The sequence below is a fragment of the Nostoc sp. UHCC 0302 genome (assembly GCF_038096175.1).
In the GTDB taxonomy this organism is placed as follows: domain Bacteria; phylum Cyanobacteriota; class Cyanobacteriia; order Cyanobacteriales; family Nostocaceae; genus UHCC-0302.
In genome coordinates this window covers 555,552-571,185 of the sequence record NZ_CP151099.1, presented here as the reverse complement: position 1 = coordinate 571,185, position 15,634 = coordinate 555,552, and the positions used below count along the sequence as shown (strand labels likewise).

The 15,634-nt window shown below is 41.3% G+C and carries 13 protein-coding genes; 5 read left to right on the top strand and 8 right to left on the bottom strand.

Going from position 1 to position 15,634, the window contains the following annotated elements; translation table 11 throughout:
- Positions 1-74: 74 nt before the first annotated feature.
- The gene (locus WKK05_RS02345; protein ID WP_341528211.1) at positions 75-917 is read right to left on the bottom strand and encodes a PhnD/SsuA/transferrin family substrate-binding protein; all 843 of its coding nucleotides are present in this window, start codon (positions 915-917) and stop codon (positions 75-77) included.
- Positions 918-1,219: 302 nt separating this feature from the next.
- Between WKK05_RS02345 and WKK05_RS02340 the strand changes: the two genes are divergently transcribed.
- Entirely contained in the window at positions 1,220-2,119 is a 900-nt protein-coding gene (locus WKK05_RS02340; RefSeq protein WP_341528210.1) for a DUF3365 domain-containing protein, read from the top strand.
- A gap of 47 nt (positions 2,120-2,166) precedes the next feature.
- On the opposite strand, the gene WKK05_RS02335 is transcribed toward WKK05_RS02340, so the two are convergent.
- Positions 2,167-3,564: a serine/threonine-protein kinase gene (locus WKK05_RS02335; RefSeq protein ID WP_341528209.1), complete on the bottom strand. Its 1,398-nt coding sequence runs from the start codon at positions 3,562-3,564 to the stop codon at positions 2,167-2,169.
- Between the two features lie 554 nt (positions 3,565-4,118).
- On the opposite strand from WKK05_RS02335, the gene WKK05_RS02330 reads away from it, so the two are divergent.
- Together WKK05_RS02330 and WKK05_RS02325 are read left to right on the top strand one after the other, a co-directional pair.
- Positions 4,119-4,373 (top strand): hypothetical protein, encoded by a 255-nt coding sequence (locus WKK05_RS02330; RefSeq protein ID WP_341528208.1) that lies wholly within the window; start codon positions 4,119-4,121, stop codon positions 4,371-4,373.
- A gap of 3 nt (positions 4,374-4,376) precedes the next feature.
- Positions 4,377-5,630: a murein transglycosylase A gene (locus WKK05_RS02325; protein ID WP_341531002.1), complete on the top strand. Its 1,254-nt coding sequence runs from the start codon at positions 4,377-4,379 to the stop codon at positions 5,628-5,630.
- A 122-nt stretch (positions 5,631-5,752) separates the two neighbouring features.
- Here the strand turns inward: WKK05_RS02325 and WKK05_RS02320 are convergent, their stop codons facing one another.
- Positions 5,753-6,622, bottom strand: coding sequence for a DUF5895 domain-containing protein (locus tag WKK05_RS02320; RefSeq protein WP_341528207.1), 870 nt, complete (start codon positions 6,620-6,622; stop codon positions 5,753-5,755).
- Between the two features lie 317 nt (positions 6,623-6,939).
- Between WKK05_RS02320 and WKK05_RS02315 the strand changes: the two genes are divergently transcribed.
- Both WKK05_RS02315 and WKK05_RS02310 read left to right on the top strand, forming a co-directional pair.
- Positions 6,940-7,848, top strand: coding sequence for a DUF4351 domain-containing protein (locus WKK05_RS02315; RefSeq protein WP_341528206.1), 909 nt, complete (start codon positions 6,940-6,942; stop codon positions 7,846-7,848).
- 167 nt (positions 7,849-8,015) lie between these two features.
- Entirely contained in the window at positions 8,016-8,660 is a 645-nt protein-coding gene (locus WKK05_RS02310) for a Uma2 family endonuclease (protein WP_341528205.1), read from the top strand.
- Positions 8,661-8,740: 80 nt separating this feature from the next.
- Here WKK05_RS02310 and WKK05_RS02305 read toward each other — a convergent pair whose 3' ends face one another.
- The 5 genes from WKK05_RS02305 to WKK05_RS02285 form a co-directional block, all read right to left on the bottom strand.
- Positions 8,741-9,427, bottom strand: coding sequence for a PHP domain-containing protein (locus tag WKK05_RS02305; protein WP_341528204.1), 687 nt, complete (start codon positions 9,425-9,427; stop codon positions 8,741-8,743).
- 475 nt (positions 9,428-9,902) lie between these two features.
- Positions 9,903-11,039, bottom strand: coding sequence for an AIR synthase related protein (locus WKK05_RS02300; protein ID WP_341528203.1), 1,137 nt, complete (start codon positions 11,037-11,039; stop codon positions 9,903-9,905).
- Positions 11,040-11,129: 90 nt separating this feature from the next.
- Entirely contained in the window at positions 11,130-11,336 is a 207-nt protein-coding gene (locus WKK05_RS02295) for a hypothetical protein (protein ID WP_341528202.1), read from the bottom strand.
- A 143-nt stretch (positions 11,337-11,479) separates the two neighbouring features.
- On the bottom strand, positions 11,480-13,594 hold the full coding sequence (locus tag WKK05_RS02290; RefSeq protein WP_341528201.1) for a cytochrome c peroxidase: 2,115 nt from the start codon (positions 13,592-13,594) through the stop codon (positions 11,480-11,482).
- Between the two features lie 747 nt (positions 13,595-14,341).
- Positions 14,342-14,944: a superoxide dismutase gene (locus WKK05_RS02285; RefSeq protein ID WP_341528200.1), complete on the bottom strand. Its 603-nt coding sequence runs from the start codon at positions 14,942-14,944 to the stop codon at positions 14,342-14,344.
- Between the last annotated feature and the right edge of the window lie 690 nt (positions 14,945-15,634).

Genomic DNA, 15,634 nt, shown 5'->3' with positions numbered 1-15,634 from the left:
TAAATTCGTTTTTAACTATTTTTTTAGCAAAGTGTCGACGATTTACTTGGCGATCGCTTTTGGTACTGTGCTTCCTAAAATAAAGGCGCTGGCTTATTCTGTAACTTGCCAGCAAACAATTTCACTCGCTCAACCACAGTCATCATGTATTTGTAATCTGGGACTTGCCCATTAGGTACATACCCGATTTCTTCAGCTAAAACTGAGGGAAACTCACTCATGACTTGGCGAATATACTCTTGGCGATTGCGTTCGATAGTAGGGCCAATCAAAACCACCCCAGGCGGAACATAATGAGGATCTGTGTAGAGTATGCGTAAATCGGGTTGGGGTGTCTCATTAAATTCAGCTATGGAAACAGCACCAGCGGTTGCCTTGCCTTGAGTCACCAATTCTAGAACTGTTTTAGGTACGGGTGCAAACAATACTTCTTTTAATGTCAAACCATAAAGATTAAAAAGGGGCAAATAATATCCTGTTGCTGAACCTGGTTGACTTAAAGCAACTGTTTGACCCTGTAGCTGTTTTAAATCGGTAATTGGGTTGTCTTTACGAACAACCAAGATTGAGCGTAAATTACTTACACCTAATAGAGGAAAAATCGGAACATATTGGTAACGTGCGATCGCGATCGCAGCTAAACCTGGAGGAGCAAATACCAGTGACCAAGCACGAGCCTCAAGACGCTCAATCGCCCTAGTTTCATTAAAAACTGGCTCTAGCTGAATATATGCCTTAGTTTTTTCACCCAAGTAACGATTGAATTTAGCATATTGATTAATAATCTCTCCGCTTCCACCATAGTTGATTGCACCAATGGTTATCTCGCCCTCAAACTTCGGTGTTGATTGACATCCAGTAACTGTTAAACCTAGCAGTTGTAAAAGAAAAAATCGGCGTGAAAATCGCACAAACATCACTTATTATGGTTAAGAAAATAATTTTGCTATTACACCTAATCTAGATACAGTAGAATTCATGAGTCAAAAGTCAGAAATGGGAAGTCAAACAGTCTTTATACTTGGATTTGAGACCTAGTTTATGTACTTGACTAACTTGAAATCCTCTGTGTGCTTCACTGCTGCTTAAACTGGTCATATTTTCTTCAAAAATTAATATTTTTTATTTAATTGTTGATTTGCTGCTTTTGAACAGGTATAAACTATATTGAACAATCTCAGATACTAGCTTCATTTGTAAAGCTGTATTCTACAACAATATGTTAGAAAACTTAAAAATAGGTACTAAGTTCAACTTACTTTTAATACTAGTTTTCTTAATTAGTATTTTTGGCAGTGGCGCAGCCTTATCGAGGGTACTTCAACAGAGAGCGCAAAATGAAGTGACTTCTCAAGCCTTGATTCTGATGGAAATGGTAAATTCGGTAAGAAACTATACACAAGACCGGATTAATCCTTTACTATCACCTAGAGTAGAAACCGATTCAACGTTCATCCCTGAGACAATACCAAGTTTTTCTGCCATAGAGGTATTTAATAACTTCCGCAAAAAACCAGAGTATAAAAATTTTCGTTATAAAGATGCATTCCTTAATCCAACTAATTTGCGAGATAAAGCTGATAATTTTGAAGCCGAACTAGTACAAAACTTTCGTAAAGATTCTAAAACTAAAGAAATTTCTGATTTTCGCAACTTACCTGAAGGACAAGTATTTTACATTGCACGGCCACTTATAATTACACAACAAAGCTGTCTCAGATGCCATTCCACACCAGAGCAGGCTCCTAAGAGTCAGTTGGCAACTTATGGTTCACAAAATGGTTTTGGCTGGAAACTAAACGAACCTCTTGGCGCTCAAATAATATCTGTTCCTTCTGAAGAAGTATTTGCCAATGCCAAAAGCACTTGGTCTTTGATAATGGGGCTTTTAATTGCTATCTTTGCCATCGTAATTTTCTTAATCAACTTCTTAATTAAAAAAGCTGTAATTCAGCGAATTAAAAATATAGAAAAAATCGCCCAAAAAGTTAGCACTGGCGACATGAGCGCTGATTTTGATGAAACTTCTAATGACGAAATTGGTGGTTTGGCAGCGGCATTTAATCGGATGAAATCTAGCTTAAAAATAGCTATGGATATGCTTAATCAACAAGGTTAATAAAAATTTTGTGAATCCCGAATTAGTATTACACCCCATACCCTTTTTTAAGAAAGTAAACGCTGCTGGAATTGCAAAGATTTTTGACGTTCGGGAATTTGTTCTGCTAAAATTTTTACAAGTTCAACGCGAGAAATTTGTGGAGAAGATTTTATAGCTTTTCGCACTAAGAAAGTAGCAATTGGCCCAATTAAATTAACTAACTCTTGCTCACATTGATGCACAAAACTGTCACTAACTAGTTGAGTTTCTTGACTTAATAAATTATCTGAGTTTAGTTCATGTTTAACAGTCAGTTCCTGTAATAAAGTAGATTTTTCCATTAGGAAAATTGTTTTCTTTTTAAACTCAATTTGTTGATTTTCTGTTAGATGCAATGCCAACTTATTGATTAATTCTTCGCAGTTGGAAACTGATGCTACAACTTGTCGTAGTAGTCTCGGCGCTACTGGCCCGATAAATTCCAAAAGAATCTTTTCTAAGCGGTTGTAACTTTCTGGAGAAAGGATAAAAGCAGTTGCATCGCCAATTATGGTTTCTGGTGGCAAAGGCGATTGAGCCAAGCCCAGTACTGCTTGAGGTAGCTGTATAGAAGATGGTGGCTGAGTTAAATCTTCTTCTTGAGCATCAATCTGCCCAAGCGCCTGTAAAGCCTCTGCCGCAGACTGGAAGCGCTGTCTAAAGTGGTGTAGCACCATCCTAGATAGCACATACGCCAACTTAGGACTGACTATAGCTTGATGCTGCCAGGAAATTTCTCCTGTATCTGGGTCTTCCTCAAATTCATTAGGATGCACCCCTGTTAGCGCTTGGATAGCAATAATACCCAGAGAATAAATATCGCTATTGGGGCGGGGTCTACCTTGCCCCTGTTCTGTAGACATATATCCTGGTGTGCCAATGATGATAGTAGACTCTATCTGTCCTAAAACTGTCAGCAGTTGTGTTTGGACTAATTTGACCGCACCGAAGTCTATCAGCACTAACTTGCCGTCTTCTTGTCTTCTAATAATATTGTCTGGCTTGATATCTCTGTGGATAACTTTGTGGCTGTGAATAAAGTTCAGAATACTCAAAACTTGTTGCAAAAGTTGAATAACTTGGTCTTCTGTCCAACGTTGACCGCGTATTAGTTCTGCTTTGATAGTATGCCCTTCAATAAATTCTTGCACCAAAAAGAATTCTTCATCTTCTTCAAAGTAAGCTAGCAGCCGAGGAATCTGGTCGTGATTACCCAGTTTTTCTAGTGTTTCTGCCTCACTATTAAACAGCCGTCTAGCAGTTTCCAGAAATTCTGGGTTGTTAGTGGCTAGCTTGAGGTGCTTGACTACGCACTTTGGAAAGCCTGGTCTGCGGGTATCCTGAGCAATATAAGTTTGACCGAATCCGCCTCCACCTAAGATTTGGAGGACTTGGTAACGCCCGTCTAGTAACTTTCCTAACATATTATGACTTGCCTAAGTCCTCACCTTCATGTTGACATAACCGCCAGCTTTGATTGAATAATTCGTAATCCGTAACGATGCTCCGCCCCGCTACGCTAACCTAATTCGTAATTAATTCATTTAGTTCTCAGAGTAACCAAATTTATTTATGGAGAAAGAAAAAAATGCGTAGCACCTTCAGAGCAGGCAGATTCATTTGTGGGGTAATAATTATGAATTACAGCGAAGCTCCTTGACAGCAGAATTATAGTGGTTCTCAATCGTCTGCAATACACTCATACTTAGTTAATCAGGAGATAGTATATAGATAACTCTTGGTTCCTTTCTACTTTATGCGATGGAAATTTTTTCCTGAATGAATGGTTGGGAACTGTTTCTGGCTTGGTAACCGTCATAAGCGAAAGTAAAAGTTGAGAGTTAGGAGTTATGGGTTACTAATTTTAAACTCTCTCACTTATGGCGAAAAGGTTCTGTTGCTCCCGTATGCTTACTCTTTTCATTCTGCCGTTACGTGGTTAACAATGGGTTGAATGTGTTTCAAATGATTCAACCTTATGCCTAGAACTCCAAATGAATACGCCGTACACCTCTTATTAGATAGTGGCCACCGGGAAGAAGTCCGTTTTCCTACTATTCAAGATTTTCAAAAGTGGTATAGTGGCGAACTTGTGCCAAAATCTGCTTCTCATGACTTTATTAGCGTGCCGATCAAAAATATTCAAGGGGAGTATATGGTGGTACGCCCATCTCGGATTATAGCCATCCGAGTAGAACCCGTTTTTAGTTCTAGTGTTGAAAGATTCAACTAAATGATGAGAAAAACCCTTGCTTTGCTTTCCTTGAGTCTGGGAATTGCCGTTGTAAATCCTCTCTGGTCAGCTGTTGCTCAGGTTCCAAATTTACTGCCGTTACCAGTACTACCTGCGCCTGAGATACCGCTGCCAGTACCAACTATCCCCGAAGTAACGCCGCCCCTAACACCTGTTGAGATGGGAGCTTGTACGCCCCGCTCCACTTGTTTGGGTTGGGATGACCAAATTTGGGGTCGAAAGGGTAAAGGAGGCGATCGCAAAGCGTTGTTAGCTTCGATAGATAATAGTTTGCGTTACCTAGCCAAGGATGAAGCGATCGCAGCGTATCAAAATTATCCAGTCCAGGGTATTACACTTGATCGTGTCCGTCGCAGTTTGGCAAGATTCCGCCAACTCGTTGTCTATTCTAAGTCACCAGCACAATTACAAGCCGCTGTCCGCCGGGAGTTTGTCTTGTACAAGTCTGTGGGCAATGATGGCAAGGGTACTGTAAAATTTACTGCTTATTACGAGCCTGTTTATACCGCTAGCCGTGTAAAAACTTCAGTATATAAATATCCCCTTTATCGCTTACCACCAGACTTTCAACAATGGGCTAAACCGCACCCAAAACGAATTGATTTGGAAGGAAAGGATGGTTTACTAGGGGATAAAAGCCAATTGCACGGTTTAGAAATGCTTTGGTTCCGCGATCGCCTCGATGCGTACATGGTACACATCCAAGGTTCTGCCCAGATTAAGTTAACTAATGGCAAAACAACGTCCATTGGCTATGCAGGTGGCACGGATTACCCTTGGACAAGTATCGGCAAAGAACTAGCGAAAGATGGCAAACTTCCTTTAGCAGGAATGACCCTACCACGTATGGTCAGTTACTTCCGCCAACAACCGCAGGAGTTGAATAATTACTTACCACGTTGGGAGCGATTTATCTTTTTTCAAGAAACAGGGGGGAGAGCAGCCACGGGTAGTATTCATGTTCCAGTTACAGCAGAACGTTCCATAGCCACAGATAAAGCTGTCATGCCTCCTGGCGCACTGGCATTGGTTTATACTTCAATTCCTTATCCCGTCAGTGCTGGCAAGCTAGAGTATCGCACTGTTAGCCGCTTTGTACTCGATCAAGATACAGGAAGTGCCATTAAAGGGCCAGGAAGAGTGGATTACTTTATGGGTTCTGGTAAATTAGCAGGCGATCGCGCCGGCGTTACAGGCGGCAATGGTTCACTATATTATTTACTGTTGAAAAAATAGGATTGGGCATGGGGCATGGGGCATTGGGAATGCTGAGTTAGAAGTGCTGAGTGCTGAGTCAAGAGTAAGTTATTTCTCCCCTGCTCCCCAGTCCCCAGTACCCAGTCCTCAGCCCTCAGTCCCTAATACGGCGGATAACCAAAATCGTCTTCATCAGCATAAACATAAGAGTTAGAAACGCCCGCCATTGCCATTTTGGGTGTTTCTACTTTTACAGGTTCCTTACCAAAATCTTTGTATTCTTCAAAAGCCTTGCAGATAGTTGCTGACTCAAGAGAATCTGAAGCAATCATATATTGTGTTAATGTCCCAACTGTGGGATGTTTGTAATCCACAGTTGAGGCTACTAAAACTGTATTTGGTTCAATGCCTCTTTCTTCAGATTCAATTATGGGGCAAAAAATTCCGTGAGCATGGAATAAAGGGCCTTTTGGTGACAAGGGTTGCTTACGGTATGCAGCATAAGCCTTCTCTAGTTCAGCGACGAATCCACTAACTACTTTACCTTGTTGAAACTCACAGTATGTTTTGCTAAAACTCGCTCCAGCTGCACCATTGAGAGTTAATTGTAATGGCAATTGATGTAAAAACTTTTTGTTTTTTCCTACTAAAAAAATTAGATAGCGAGTAAAGGTTTTAAATTTAAGTTTGTCTGCTAAAAAAGCATCATAATTATCTTTAAGTGTACCCAGTTTCATACCACTTTCTCGGTCTTTTACAGACAACGGCCCCCGACGCACTATAACTATTTGTGGAGTTGTGGAGATGAAGACTGTTTCACTTCCAGAGCTAAATTCATGCTCCACCTGTTGCCAATTGTCATCTGGTGTGAAACCAACAGCTTGGGCATTATCCAACTTAATCGCCAATCCATAGGATTGAATACCATCTGTGCCATACCGAGGATTAATCATCTGACACCAGGGAATGACTTGAGAAGGCGGGGCATTAAATTTCTCGTCCTCAAAGTCGAAATTAGCAGATGCTTTCATCGTTTTAGGCTATCAAAGTGTTTTACTTAACAAGTTTAGCGGCAAGGCGCGATCGCTTCAGAACCAGCTACGTACAGGGATTTACCCCACTAAGCAAACTGGCGTACTAGTTTTTCCAGAGTAAAGCAGAATCAATCTATGTTGCAATCCCTGTTTTGTTTTTTAACAACAAATTCTCATCCCAGCATTGCCAGCAAATTAAGTGATGTTTTTTACTAAGCAAGTAACACTTAGAACTCAGCACTCCTAAATTATGGTCTCTCTATCCACCCTAATTTTCTTGCTGTTTTCTGGAGAGAATCCGATAAAATCACTCAATGATTGATCATGACCGCCTGTTCAAAGAACTCCTCAGCAACTTTTTCCCAGAGTTCATCGAACTCTTTTTCCCTGATGTCAGTGCCTATTGGAAACCTGACTCTGTGGAGTTTTTACCGCAAGAGATGTTCACGGATGTCACCGAAGGAGAGCGTAAAATTGTTGATTTAATCGTGCGAGCCTCATTTCAAAGCCAGGATGCTCTTTTTATCATCCACTTAGAACACCAATCTTATTCTCAAGCTGGCTTCAATAAGCGAATGTTCACTTATTTTGCACGTTTACATGAAAAATTTGCCCTGCCAGTTTATCCAGTGGTAATTTATTCTCATGATTCTCCTCAAACCCCAGAACCAAACACCTATCGCATCGAGTTTCCCGGTTGGACTGTACTAGAATTCAACTACCGAGTCATCCAGCTAAATCGTTTACATTGGCAAGATTTTGTAAATCAGCTAAATCCTGTAGCCAGCGCTTTGATGTCCAAAATGCGGATGCAGACTCAAGAACGTCCTACTGTAAAGCTGCTATCCCTACAATTGTTAGCTAGTTTGGGATTAAACTCCGCACAAGTGCAGTTAATTTCTGGTTTTATTGATACTTATCTTGATTTGAATTCTGAAGAAGAGGCAGTGTTTCAAGAACAGCTTGCTAGGATTGAACCAAGCCAGGAGGAAGAAGTTATGGAAATTGTCACTAGTTGGATGAGAGAAGGTATTCAAAGGGGACAGCAGCAGGAGGCTATAACGCTGATTATGCGTCAACTTACCCGTCGGTTCGGTTCCTTGACTCCTCAATTGCAGGAACAGATTCAGAGTTTACCTGTTGTAGAGTTAGAAAATTTGGGTGAAGCGCTGTTAGATTTTTCTACTATTGCTGATTTAGAGTCTTGGTTAGAGGCTAAGTAAACAATTGCTTTTTGAGTGGGAAACTAGAGAGCGATCGCTATCGTGCATCATAATTCAAGATTACCTCAATTCCATTTTGCATTTGTCTCAGTTCTAGATACTGCTGGTCAATCCAAGCTTTTTCAGCTTGACGCTGTTCTGGTGTTTCTTGTTAGTACTGTTTATCTATGAGTGAACTAAAAACAAAACTACCCGCTGATACTTGGATAACAGCTACTTGGGATGAATACATTCAAGTAGTTGAAAATCCCGCCTATGGAAAAGCCAAGGGGTATTACTACAACGGCAAAATGAGGATTGAAATGCTACCAGTAGGTAATGACCACGCTAGCGACCACACGATTGTTATCCTTGCTGCTAGTAATTACGCAGCTATCAAAGGCATTCCCATGAATGGGAAAGATAATTGTACTTATCGCAAAACTGGCTTTAATGAAGCTCAACCTGATGTGTCTTATTATATTGGCGAAAATGCTGATGTAATTCCTTGGGGAACTTCTATCATTAACCTCGATAACTATCCACCGCCAAATTTGGTTATTGAGGTTGCCAATACTTCTCTAGCAGATGATAAAGGTGAAAAACGTCTACTCTATGAAGAATTAGGAGTAAGTGAATATTGGATTATAGATGTACAAAATCTCCAAGTGATTGCTTTTGCTATTGAAAATGGTGGCAGTAGGAGAATTACTCAGTCTCAGGTATTACCAGGATTAAAATTTTCTCTTTTAGAAGAGGCTTTCAGACAGACTCGTCAAATGAATCAAAGCCGAGTTGTCGCTTGGTTATTATCGCAATTTCAACAGCTGTAAATAATCAGGTTTTTCCCATTCAAAATAAAATAAACCCCCTGGCTGCTTGAACCAGGAGTGTTCAAAAAATTTATTCATATTTACAAACGTTGTAGCAGGTTTAAACCGTGGGTATCAGTACCACAGGTATTAAAAAGACAGTATTCACTAGCCAATTTTTGTACTTGTTGTGATTCTAAAGCACTGGGTTGCCAGGGACTAGGATTGTTATAGGCGTAAAAAGTTTCAACGCCATCAATACCAAGTTCAGCAGCGGCTGGAATTAAATCAAAATGCGATCGCTTATAACGAGCAGGATGAGCAAGTACTGCTAATCCCCCAGCATCATGAATAGCAGCAATCACGTTTGCTATTTGATATTCTTGACCTGTATTTACCTTTCTTTGCAGATAGGGTTTTATACTAGAGTGTTCTGGTTCAAAGCTATAAGCCAAAATATGAACATCTGTATCTAAAAGATTGGCATTGATTTCTGCACCACTCCACAGATAAGGAGTGCTTGCACCAGGATTATTCCACTTCCAGTCTTCTAGCCAAGATTGTGCTTCTTGATACCCAGCAACACTATGGTGGTCAGTAATGGCAAATCCTTTTAAGTTAATAGCGATCGCCTGCTCCATCAATCCACTTGGTTGCAACCTCCCATCTGAGTAGACTGTGTGCATATGAAAGTTGAATAGTCTTGGACAACTATTTGCATCAATGCTCTGGAATATTTGTTTCAAAAGTTGTGTCGAAGCAGCAGTCTTAGTAAAATTGACAACCATAAACCTCCTGGAAATAAAAATTATCTATTCTTAACAGACCTACACCTACAGAGCAGAAATCACCAGCACAAAATTTAGTGTTAGTGGTTACTTTCTCAGATTACTCAGCAAATTTTTTCAATATATTAAGACTACCTTAGCAAATCTCAACTTTAGTGGTGATGAGTATTTTTGATTGCTTATATAAGAACTAGTAAAAAATATTGCATAAAATATCCTACGTAAGCATAGTGGGCGAAATACACCAATAACAAGTAAGCTTGCTAGAGAAAAGCACTCTAACAAGCCCTAAGCACATCGCAGTTGATATCTTTAAATTATTTTTGAAATTAGTATTTACACTTATATATTTGAACGCTTAATGAGTTAAGCGATCGCATAAGTGGAAATATCCTGTGATTACCCTGTGATTACAAAGTGGATAATTGCCTACTTTACCTACTAGGTAATAATAGCAATACGTAATCTAAGCTCACTATGCCCCTCGCGCAATGCCAAAAGACTCTCCCTTCAACGTGACACCCAGTGGCACTACTACTACCTCGCGGTTAGGAGACGCTTCAACCCTGCCAGCAATCACCGCTGTGAGCTCATGTTCTCTTGCCAACATGACAATCTTCTCTGCATCTTGCTCAGACTCTGTATAGAACGCAAATCCTGCCCCATAGTTGAACACAGAAAGCATCATTGCTGCCCCGCCCTCAAGATGATCCTCGGCAAAGGTAAATAGTTCAGGTACTGGCAGCATAGTCTCAACCACATACCGCAACGGCTTCGCCGACCGCATCAACTTCTGCCAACCATGCCCAGTAATATTTTCCATCGCAGTGGGACGAATTCCTTCGCGAAGTACCGCCTGTACAAGGGGTGTGTAAAGATTCGAGGCGGCGTTCATCGCCTCCCACAACTCCTGCCCGCTTGGAAGTTTTGTTCTGTAGCCATCAGGGAGCGATTCGGCGAGCTTTCGCAACGGGGTAAAACCGTTTTCATGGGGGCCTGTGCTTTCGACAAGAACGATTGTATTTCCAGCATCCAGACGTGAACCGTCGATAGGAGCAACACCCGGTGGCATGACGCCAAAGACTGAGCCAGCAATGTCAAGCCTGCCCGCAATCATCTTAGTTTTTAATTGAGGAGTTTCGCCTGAAAGGTAAACGCATCCGACTCGTTTGCACCCTTCAACTACTCCATCGAGAAACCCGTCAAGGAAGGCGGGGGTAAACACCGTTTCAGGAGTACTCGACGGCAGATAAAGACCAAGCAGCACCGTTTGCATACCAGAGGATGCAGCGTCGTTTGTCAGACATGAGATGATCTTGATACCGATGTTCCACCAGAACCGCCGCAACTCTGCTTCCGAAAGATCCTCTGGCCGGGTATCATCTGCTGTTCCGAGTCCTTCAGGAACAAGCGTCAAGGAAAGTTCTTGATTCCCTGCCTCAAGAAACGAAGCTAAGTTGAAACTGAAAGCGTTAGCGCTTCCTCCGAACCCAGAGACGGGAACTGTTCCATAAGCGCTTGCAAAACCAAGCGTACGTTTTGCAGCATCGATGAAGCGCCGCTTTGCGGCATCGAGAGTATCGTAATCGACTTGATCGAGAGCTTGAGCCATCAGATTGCGTTTGAAGTTAGTAGTTAGGAGTTAAAAGTTAGCAGTTAGGAAAACTCATAACTTATAACTCATAACCCATAACTCATAACTTTAAAATACCTCATCTTCAATACCACGCCACCATTCCCCTAAATTCATCAAGTCTTGGAAAATATCTTCTAATTCTTCAGCATAAGCATCATCTGAAAGTGCGGCTCGACGCTCTTGCAGTTTTTTAAGGCGCAGTTGTACCAATAACCAAGGTTTGGCAATACCATTCGTTGCCTCAATATATTGCGCTAGTTCTTTACTATCCATGTATTTTATATTTTGATTTTAATGTCACTACTTTTTAAGATACAAGAAGCAGTTCAAAGCGGCGAAAGGAGATGAGGAAAAGTAATCCTTAATTAAGAGGATGTTGTAAACATCCTCTTAAAGATAGAAGTCACTCTGACTGTTTAGGGAGTTTCAAGGAAGTTGAGAGGGGGGCTGCTGCGACCATTACGACCAACAACTGGGATTTCCGTCAGGGCATCGGTGGCTTTCTCTGTGCCGTCATCGGCAACAGAGGTGGCAACAGAGGTTTCGTCTCCTGGATGTCCATCAGGAACGAACAGTTGCGGATGGTCAAAGGGTGCTTTTTCGTAACGTACTCGCTCATCAGTCAGCGATTTTAAGAAAGCTATTAATGCCTGCTTGTTATCTTCACTCAGATTAAGTACAGGAAGGCGAGGTTTATTTGGATTGTCGTCCCCTGCGCCCCGACTGTAGAAATCTACTACTTGCCGCAGAGTCAACATTCCACCATTGTGCATATAGGGAGCAGTCAGCTCGACATTGCGGAGTCCAGGAGCCTTAAACGCTCCTTGATCTGCAACATCATTGGGGTCTGGGCCAGGTGTAATATTGGGTGCTTCACCAAAGACCTCTTGGAACTTTCCTTGTTGAGCTAGCCGCGCCTCTGAAAGCGATCGCGACTCAGGTTTTAAACCGTCATTACCGCCTACACCTGGATCGTCAAGCTCTGGTCTCACTCCAATTGTGAAAAAGCCAGTGTCTTCAATGGGGTTTCCAGGTGCTGGTGAGCGTGTTAGTCGCCCAGTCGTCTGCACGTTTCTTACTGAAGCAGCAGTTAATTCTGCTCCGCCGTGGCAAAAGATGCAACCACTGTTCTCAAAAATAGTGCGACCCGCCTTCGCTTGGGCAGTTAGGGCGCTAGTTGTTCCTTTCAAGAACTGGTCAATAGGCGCATCATCGGATACTAATGTAGATTCGTACATTTGAATTGCTAGCCCAAAGAACAGTGACCAGTTGTACTCCAATTGTGTGTATTCCTCGGTGGTGCTTGAGAGATCCGGCAGAAGGACTACTTTTCGACTATTACCGTCCGTTTTATCAATTTGGATTAACTGAGTAGATTGCCACCACTCTGGCTTGAAGGCGGCTTTAATCATCTGCTCATAACTTAGCGTTTTCAGACCTTTTTGAGGCGCTCTGCTGTATTCACCTAAAACACTGTCATCAGCAGCCACAATCTGTTTGCTAAGTGGTCTGAGTGGAAGTAACTTGTGGCCAAGCTCTCTAGGGAGCAGGAGCTTCTTATTCTTGACAAGATCGAATATGTCGAGCAACCCAAAACTAAATTTGTCACCAACCTCTTGGAATGTCCGACCGTCTGCGGACATCTCTATAGCACTGAGCGGTGGCGCAACTGCTTGGGAAGCTAGAGATGAATTTTTGAGTTTGACACTGACTTCTTTCAGCAGACTTAAGATAGTGTCTGCTTTGTAAAGTTTCGCATTGGGGTTTCTTGTCCCAAACGGATCTACGCCGTTGAAAACGTTCTCGGCTCGTCCGTCCCAAAAGTTACGGAAGTTGAACACGGCATTGATGACGCTTGGTGTATTGCGTGGCTCTACCCGTCGAACTTCCGTGCCTCCGACATTAAAGACTGGATCATCAAGTTGAGTCACTATATCCTGAGTGCTACCAGGATTATCATTAACGTATTTTGAATTGAAGACACCTTGAGAGGCGCTGACATCATTACTATCAGACTGAATTTCTGACAAACGGTTATTTGGATCTGCCAGTTTGTGGAATGGGTAATCTCCGGGTTTGAGTGTGTAGTTGGGCTTGCCTATGCTAAAAGTAGTATCTGGATTCGGACTACCATCAATATTGACGCGCAAAATTTCCGGATTGATCTGATTTTTAATTCTGTTGTCTGCTCCTGCATGAAAGTGGCAAGTAGCACACGACATAATGCCATCGCTGCCAACCTGCATATCCCAAAACAGGGCTTTTCCCAAGGCGATCGCTTTTTTCTTATCTTTAACGAAGGTGTAGAGATTATCAGGCTCTGGAATCGGCACACTGTCTAGCGGAGCTAAAGCGAAATTTGGCGGTATCGTTATTTGCGCTGATACAGTATGTCCGGCCAGTATGGCGATCGCAACTATCGCAGCAATTATCACACTACTTTTGATTCTCTTCGAGAATGTTGATGCTAGATTAGTCACCTTATCTAACACAGCAACCACAAACATGGCGCTAATTTTGATTTTTCTCATGTTCACATATCACATTTAATCGTTGAAGCATTACTACTACTCCAGACGATGCACGTAAAATTTTTATCTCATACCATATTTGACCTGAGCCAGTTATCAAGGGCATTATTCTACCTTTCGCGATGCATTAGTTCGCGAAAAGCTGTGTCTTTGATAATCTGAGCAAGTCAAATCTTTTGTAGAGCAGCGATGCTGATATTAATTGGCTTAGATAGGAGTTTTAAATTCTTTTTCTAAACCACTGTGTAATTATAAAGTTTTTTTAAGTCAGTAGATTCTTTTTTTACAAATTTTTTATCAAATTACTCAGTGTAACTTCGGTCAAACCCTTGCGGTAATTAAGAATTAAAAATTAAAATTAACATCCCCATAAATAAATTTAGGGGCTTGAAGCAAGGACACCGTATTTCTCTCGCCCCTTTGGTGACGCTTCTAACGTCGCTACCGCTGCGCTAACGCGAGTTCTCTACGGAGTGAAACCCTCCTTCTCCTGACGGTGACCGAGGCGAACAGGACTGGACTCACTGCGCGTCTTAAAATATATTTTTCCTTCTTTTCCATACAAGAATTCAGGGGCTTGTATTCTTTTTTGATTTTGAATTTTTCATTTTTAATTGGAGCGAAGCGACGGTTATACCCAACCGAGCAAAAACAGTCACAACATTAGTCGTGACTGCTGGCAATATTGATAAATTAACTGATTGTCTCTACTTTAGATAACTGGCAAAAGCCATTCTTTTAAAGCGATTAAGCTTTGGTCAAATTTTCGGTAGCGAAATCCCAGTTAACCAATTGGTCTAGGTAATTCTTGATGAACGCAGGACGGGCATTTCTGTAGTCAATGTAGTAGGCGTGTTCCCAAACATCCAATGTGAGGAGTGCCTTTTGTCCATAAGCTACAGGGTTCTCTGCATTTGGTGTTTTAATTACTTTCAACGTGCCACCATCATCAATCAGCCAAGCCCATCCACTGCCAAACTGAGTTGCAGCAGCATTAGAGAACTCTTCTTTGAATTTGTCGAAGCTGCCAAAATCTTTTTCGATTTTCGAGGCCAGTTCACCTGTTGGTGTACCGCCACCACCTGGTTTTTGGGAGTTCCAGAAGAAGGTGTGGTTCCAAACTTGGGCAGCATTGTTGAAAATTCCTACTTTAGAGGGATCTTTATAGGAAATCTTGATCACCTCTTCTAGCGGCTTATCAGCTAGTTCTGTACCGTCAGTTAGCTTATTTAGGTTGTCTACATAAGCTTTGTGATGCTTGCCATAGTGATACTCAAAAGTTTCGCCTGATATACCAAAAGGCTCTAAAGCATTAAAGTCGTAAGGTAGCGGAGACTGTGTAAATGCCATCTTGTGAAATCCTCTCTTTACCGTTTTCCAGTTTTAAGCTATTGCAGAAGCTTAGGAAATTGCAGTTTGTTTAGTGTTTAGTAGTTTTATATCCTTAAATGCTGGAACATAAAACTTAACATCGTCATTCTACTACCAAAGTGAAGATTAAGACAAAGTACTTTTTTAATAAGTCTAATGACTAGGGATTAAAGATTTTAAATAAAAACAACTAATACTTGATCAGCGGTAGAGGTAAAGTTTAATCAGTAATAAGTATTTACCTATTTAATGCATATCACTCTCAGACTTTGATGGCTTATATAAGCTAACATATATACCTCCCTGAAATCGCCCATTGTTAAGGAAGGGTTAAAGAGGCTAATTTGTGGAGTTAGACTTTGGTTTGTAGAGCCAAAGGAGGTTTCCCAGCTTAATAGACGCCCGGAGAATACTAACTATATCAAATACTATACAATTTGTAATTGACAAAAGATTCGGATGTAGCCATCCATTTTTCTAACTAATTCTCTAATTTTATAACTTCTATCTTAAGAAGTATTAAGTAGTTTAAATATATCTGCCTTTAGCCAGATGTATTTAGTCTCCAAAGATTTAAAACTTACACTACTGTGCTTGATTTAAATTAAAGATAGCTAATTAGAAAGTTATCTGAATTCTTGCTTGTAAGATAGTGTTTTGGAAATAGTG

Excerpts from the sequence above, each read along its gene's own strand:
- WKK05_RS02345 (WP_341528211.1), bottom strand. The coding sequence starts at position 917 with ATGTTTGTGCGATTTTCACGCCGATTTTTTCTTTTACAACTGCTAGGT.
- WKK05_RS02340 (WP_341528210.1), top strand. The coding sequence starts at position 1,220 with ATGTTAGAAAACTTAAAAATAGGTACTAAGTTCAACTTACTTTTAATA.
- WKK05_RS02335 (WP_341528209.1), bottom strand. The coding sequence starts at position 3,564 with ATGTTAGGAAAGTTACTAGACGGGCGTTACCAAGTCCTCCAAATCTTA.
- WKK05_RS02330 (WP_341528208.1), top strand. The coding sequence starts at position 4,119 with ATGCCTAGAACTCCAAATGAATACGCCGTACACCTCTTATTAGATAGT.
- WKK05_RS02325 (WP_341531002.1), top strand. The coding sequence starts at position 4,377 with ATGAGAAAAACCCTTGCTTTGCTTTCCTTGAGTCTGGGAATTGCCGTT.
- WKK05_RS02320 (WP_341528207.1), bottom strand. The coding sequence starts at position 6,622 with ATGAAAGCATCTGCTAATTTCGACTTTGAGGACGAGAAATTTAATGCC.
- WKK05_RS02315 (WP_341528206.1), top strand. The coding sequence starts at position 6,940 with ATGATTGATCATGACCGCCTGTTCAAAGAACTCCTCAGCAACTTTTTC.
- WKK05_RS02310 (WP_341528205.1), top strand. The coding sequence starts at position 8,016 with ATGAGTGAACTAAAAACAAAACTACCCGCTGATACTTGGATAACAGCT.
- WKK05_RS02305 (WP_341528204.1), bottom strand. The coding sequence starts at position 9,427 with ATGGTTGTCAATTTTACTAAGACTGCTGCTTCGACACAACTTTTGAAA.
- WKK05_RS02300 (WP_341528203.1), bottom strand. The coding sequence starts at position 11,039 with ATGGCTCAAGCTCTCGATCAAGTCGATTACGATACTCTCGATGCCGCA.
- WKK05_RS02295 (WP_341528202.1), bottom strand. The coding sequence starts at position 11,336 with ATGGATAGTAAAGAACTAGCGCAATATATTGAGGCAACGAATGGTATT.
- WKK05_RS02290 (WP_341528201.1), bottom strand. The coding sequence starts at position 13,594 with ATGAGAAAAATCAAAATTAGCGCCATGTTTGTGGTTGCTGTGTTAGAT.
- WKK05_RS02285 (WP_341528200.1), bottom strand. The coding sequence starts at position 14,944 with ATGGCATTTACACAGTCTCCGCTACCTTACGACTTTAATGCTTTAGAG.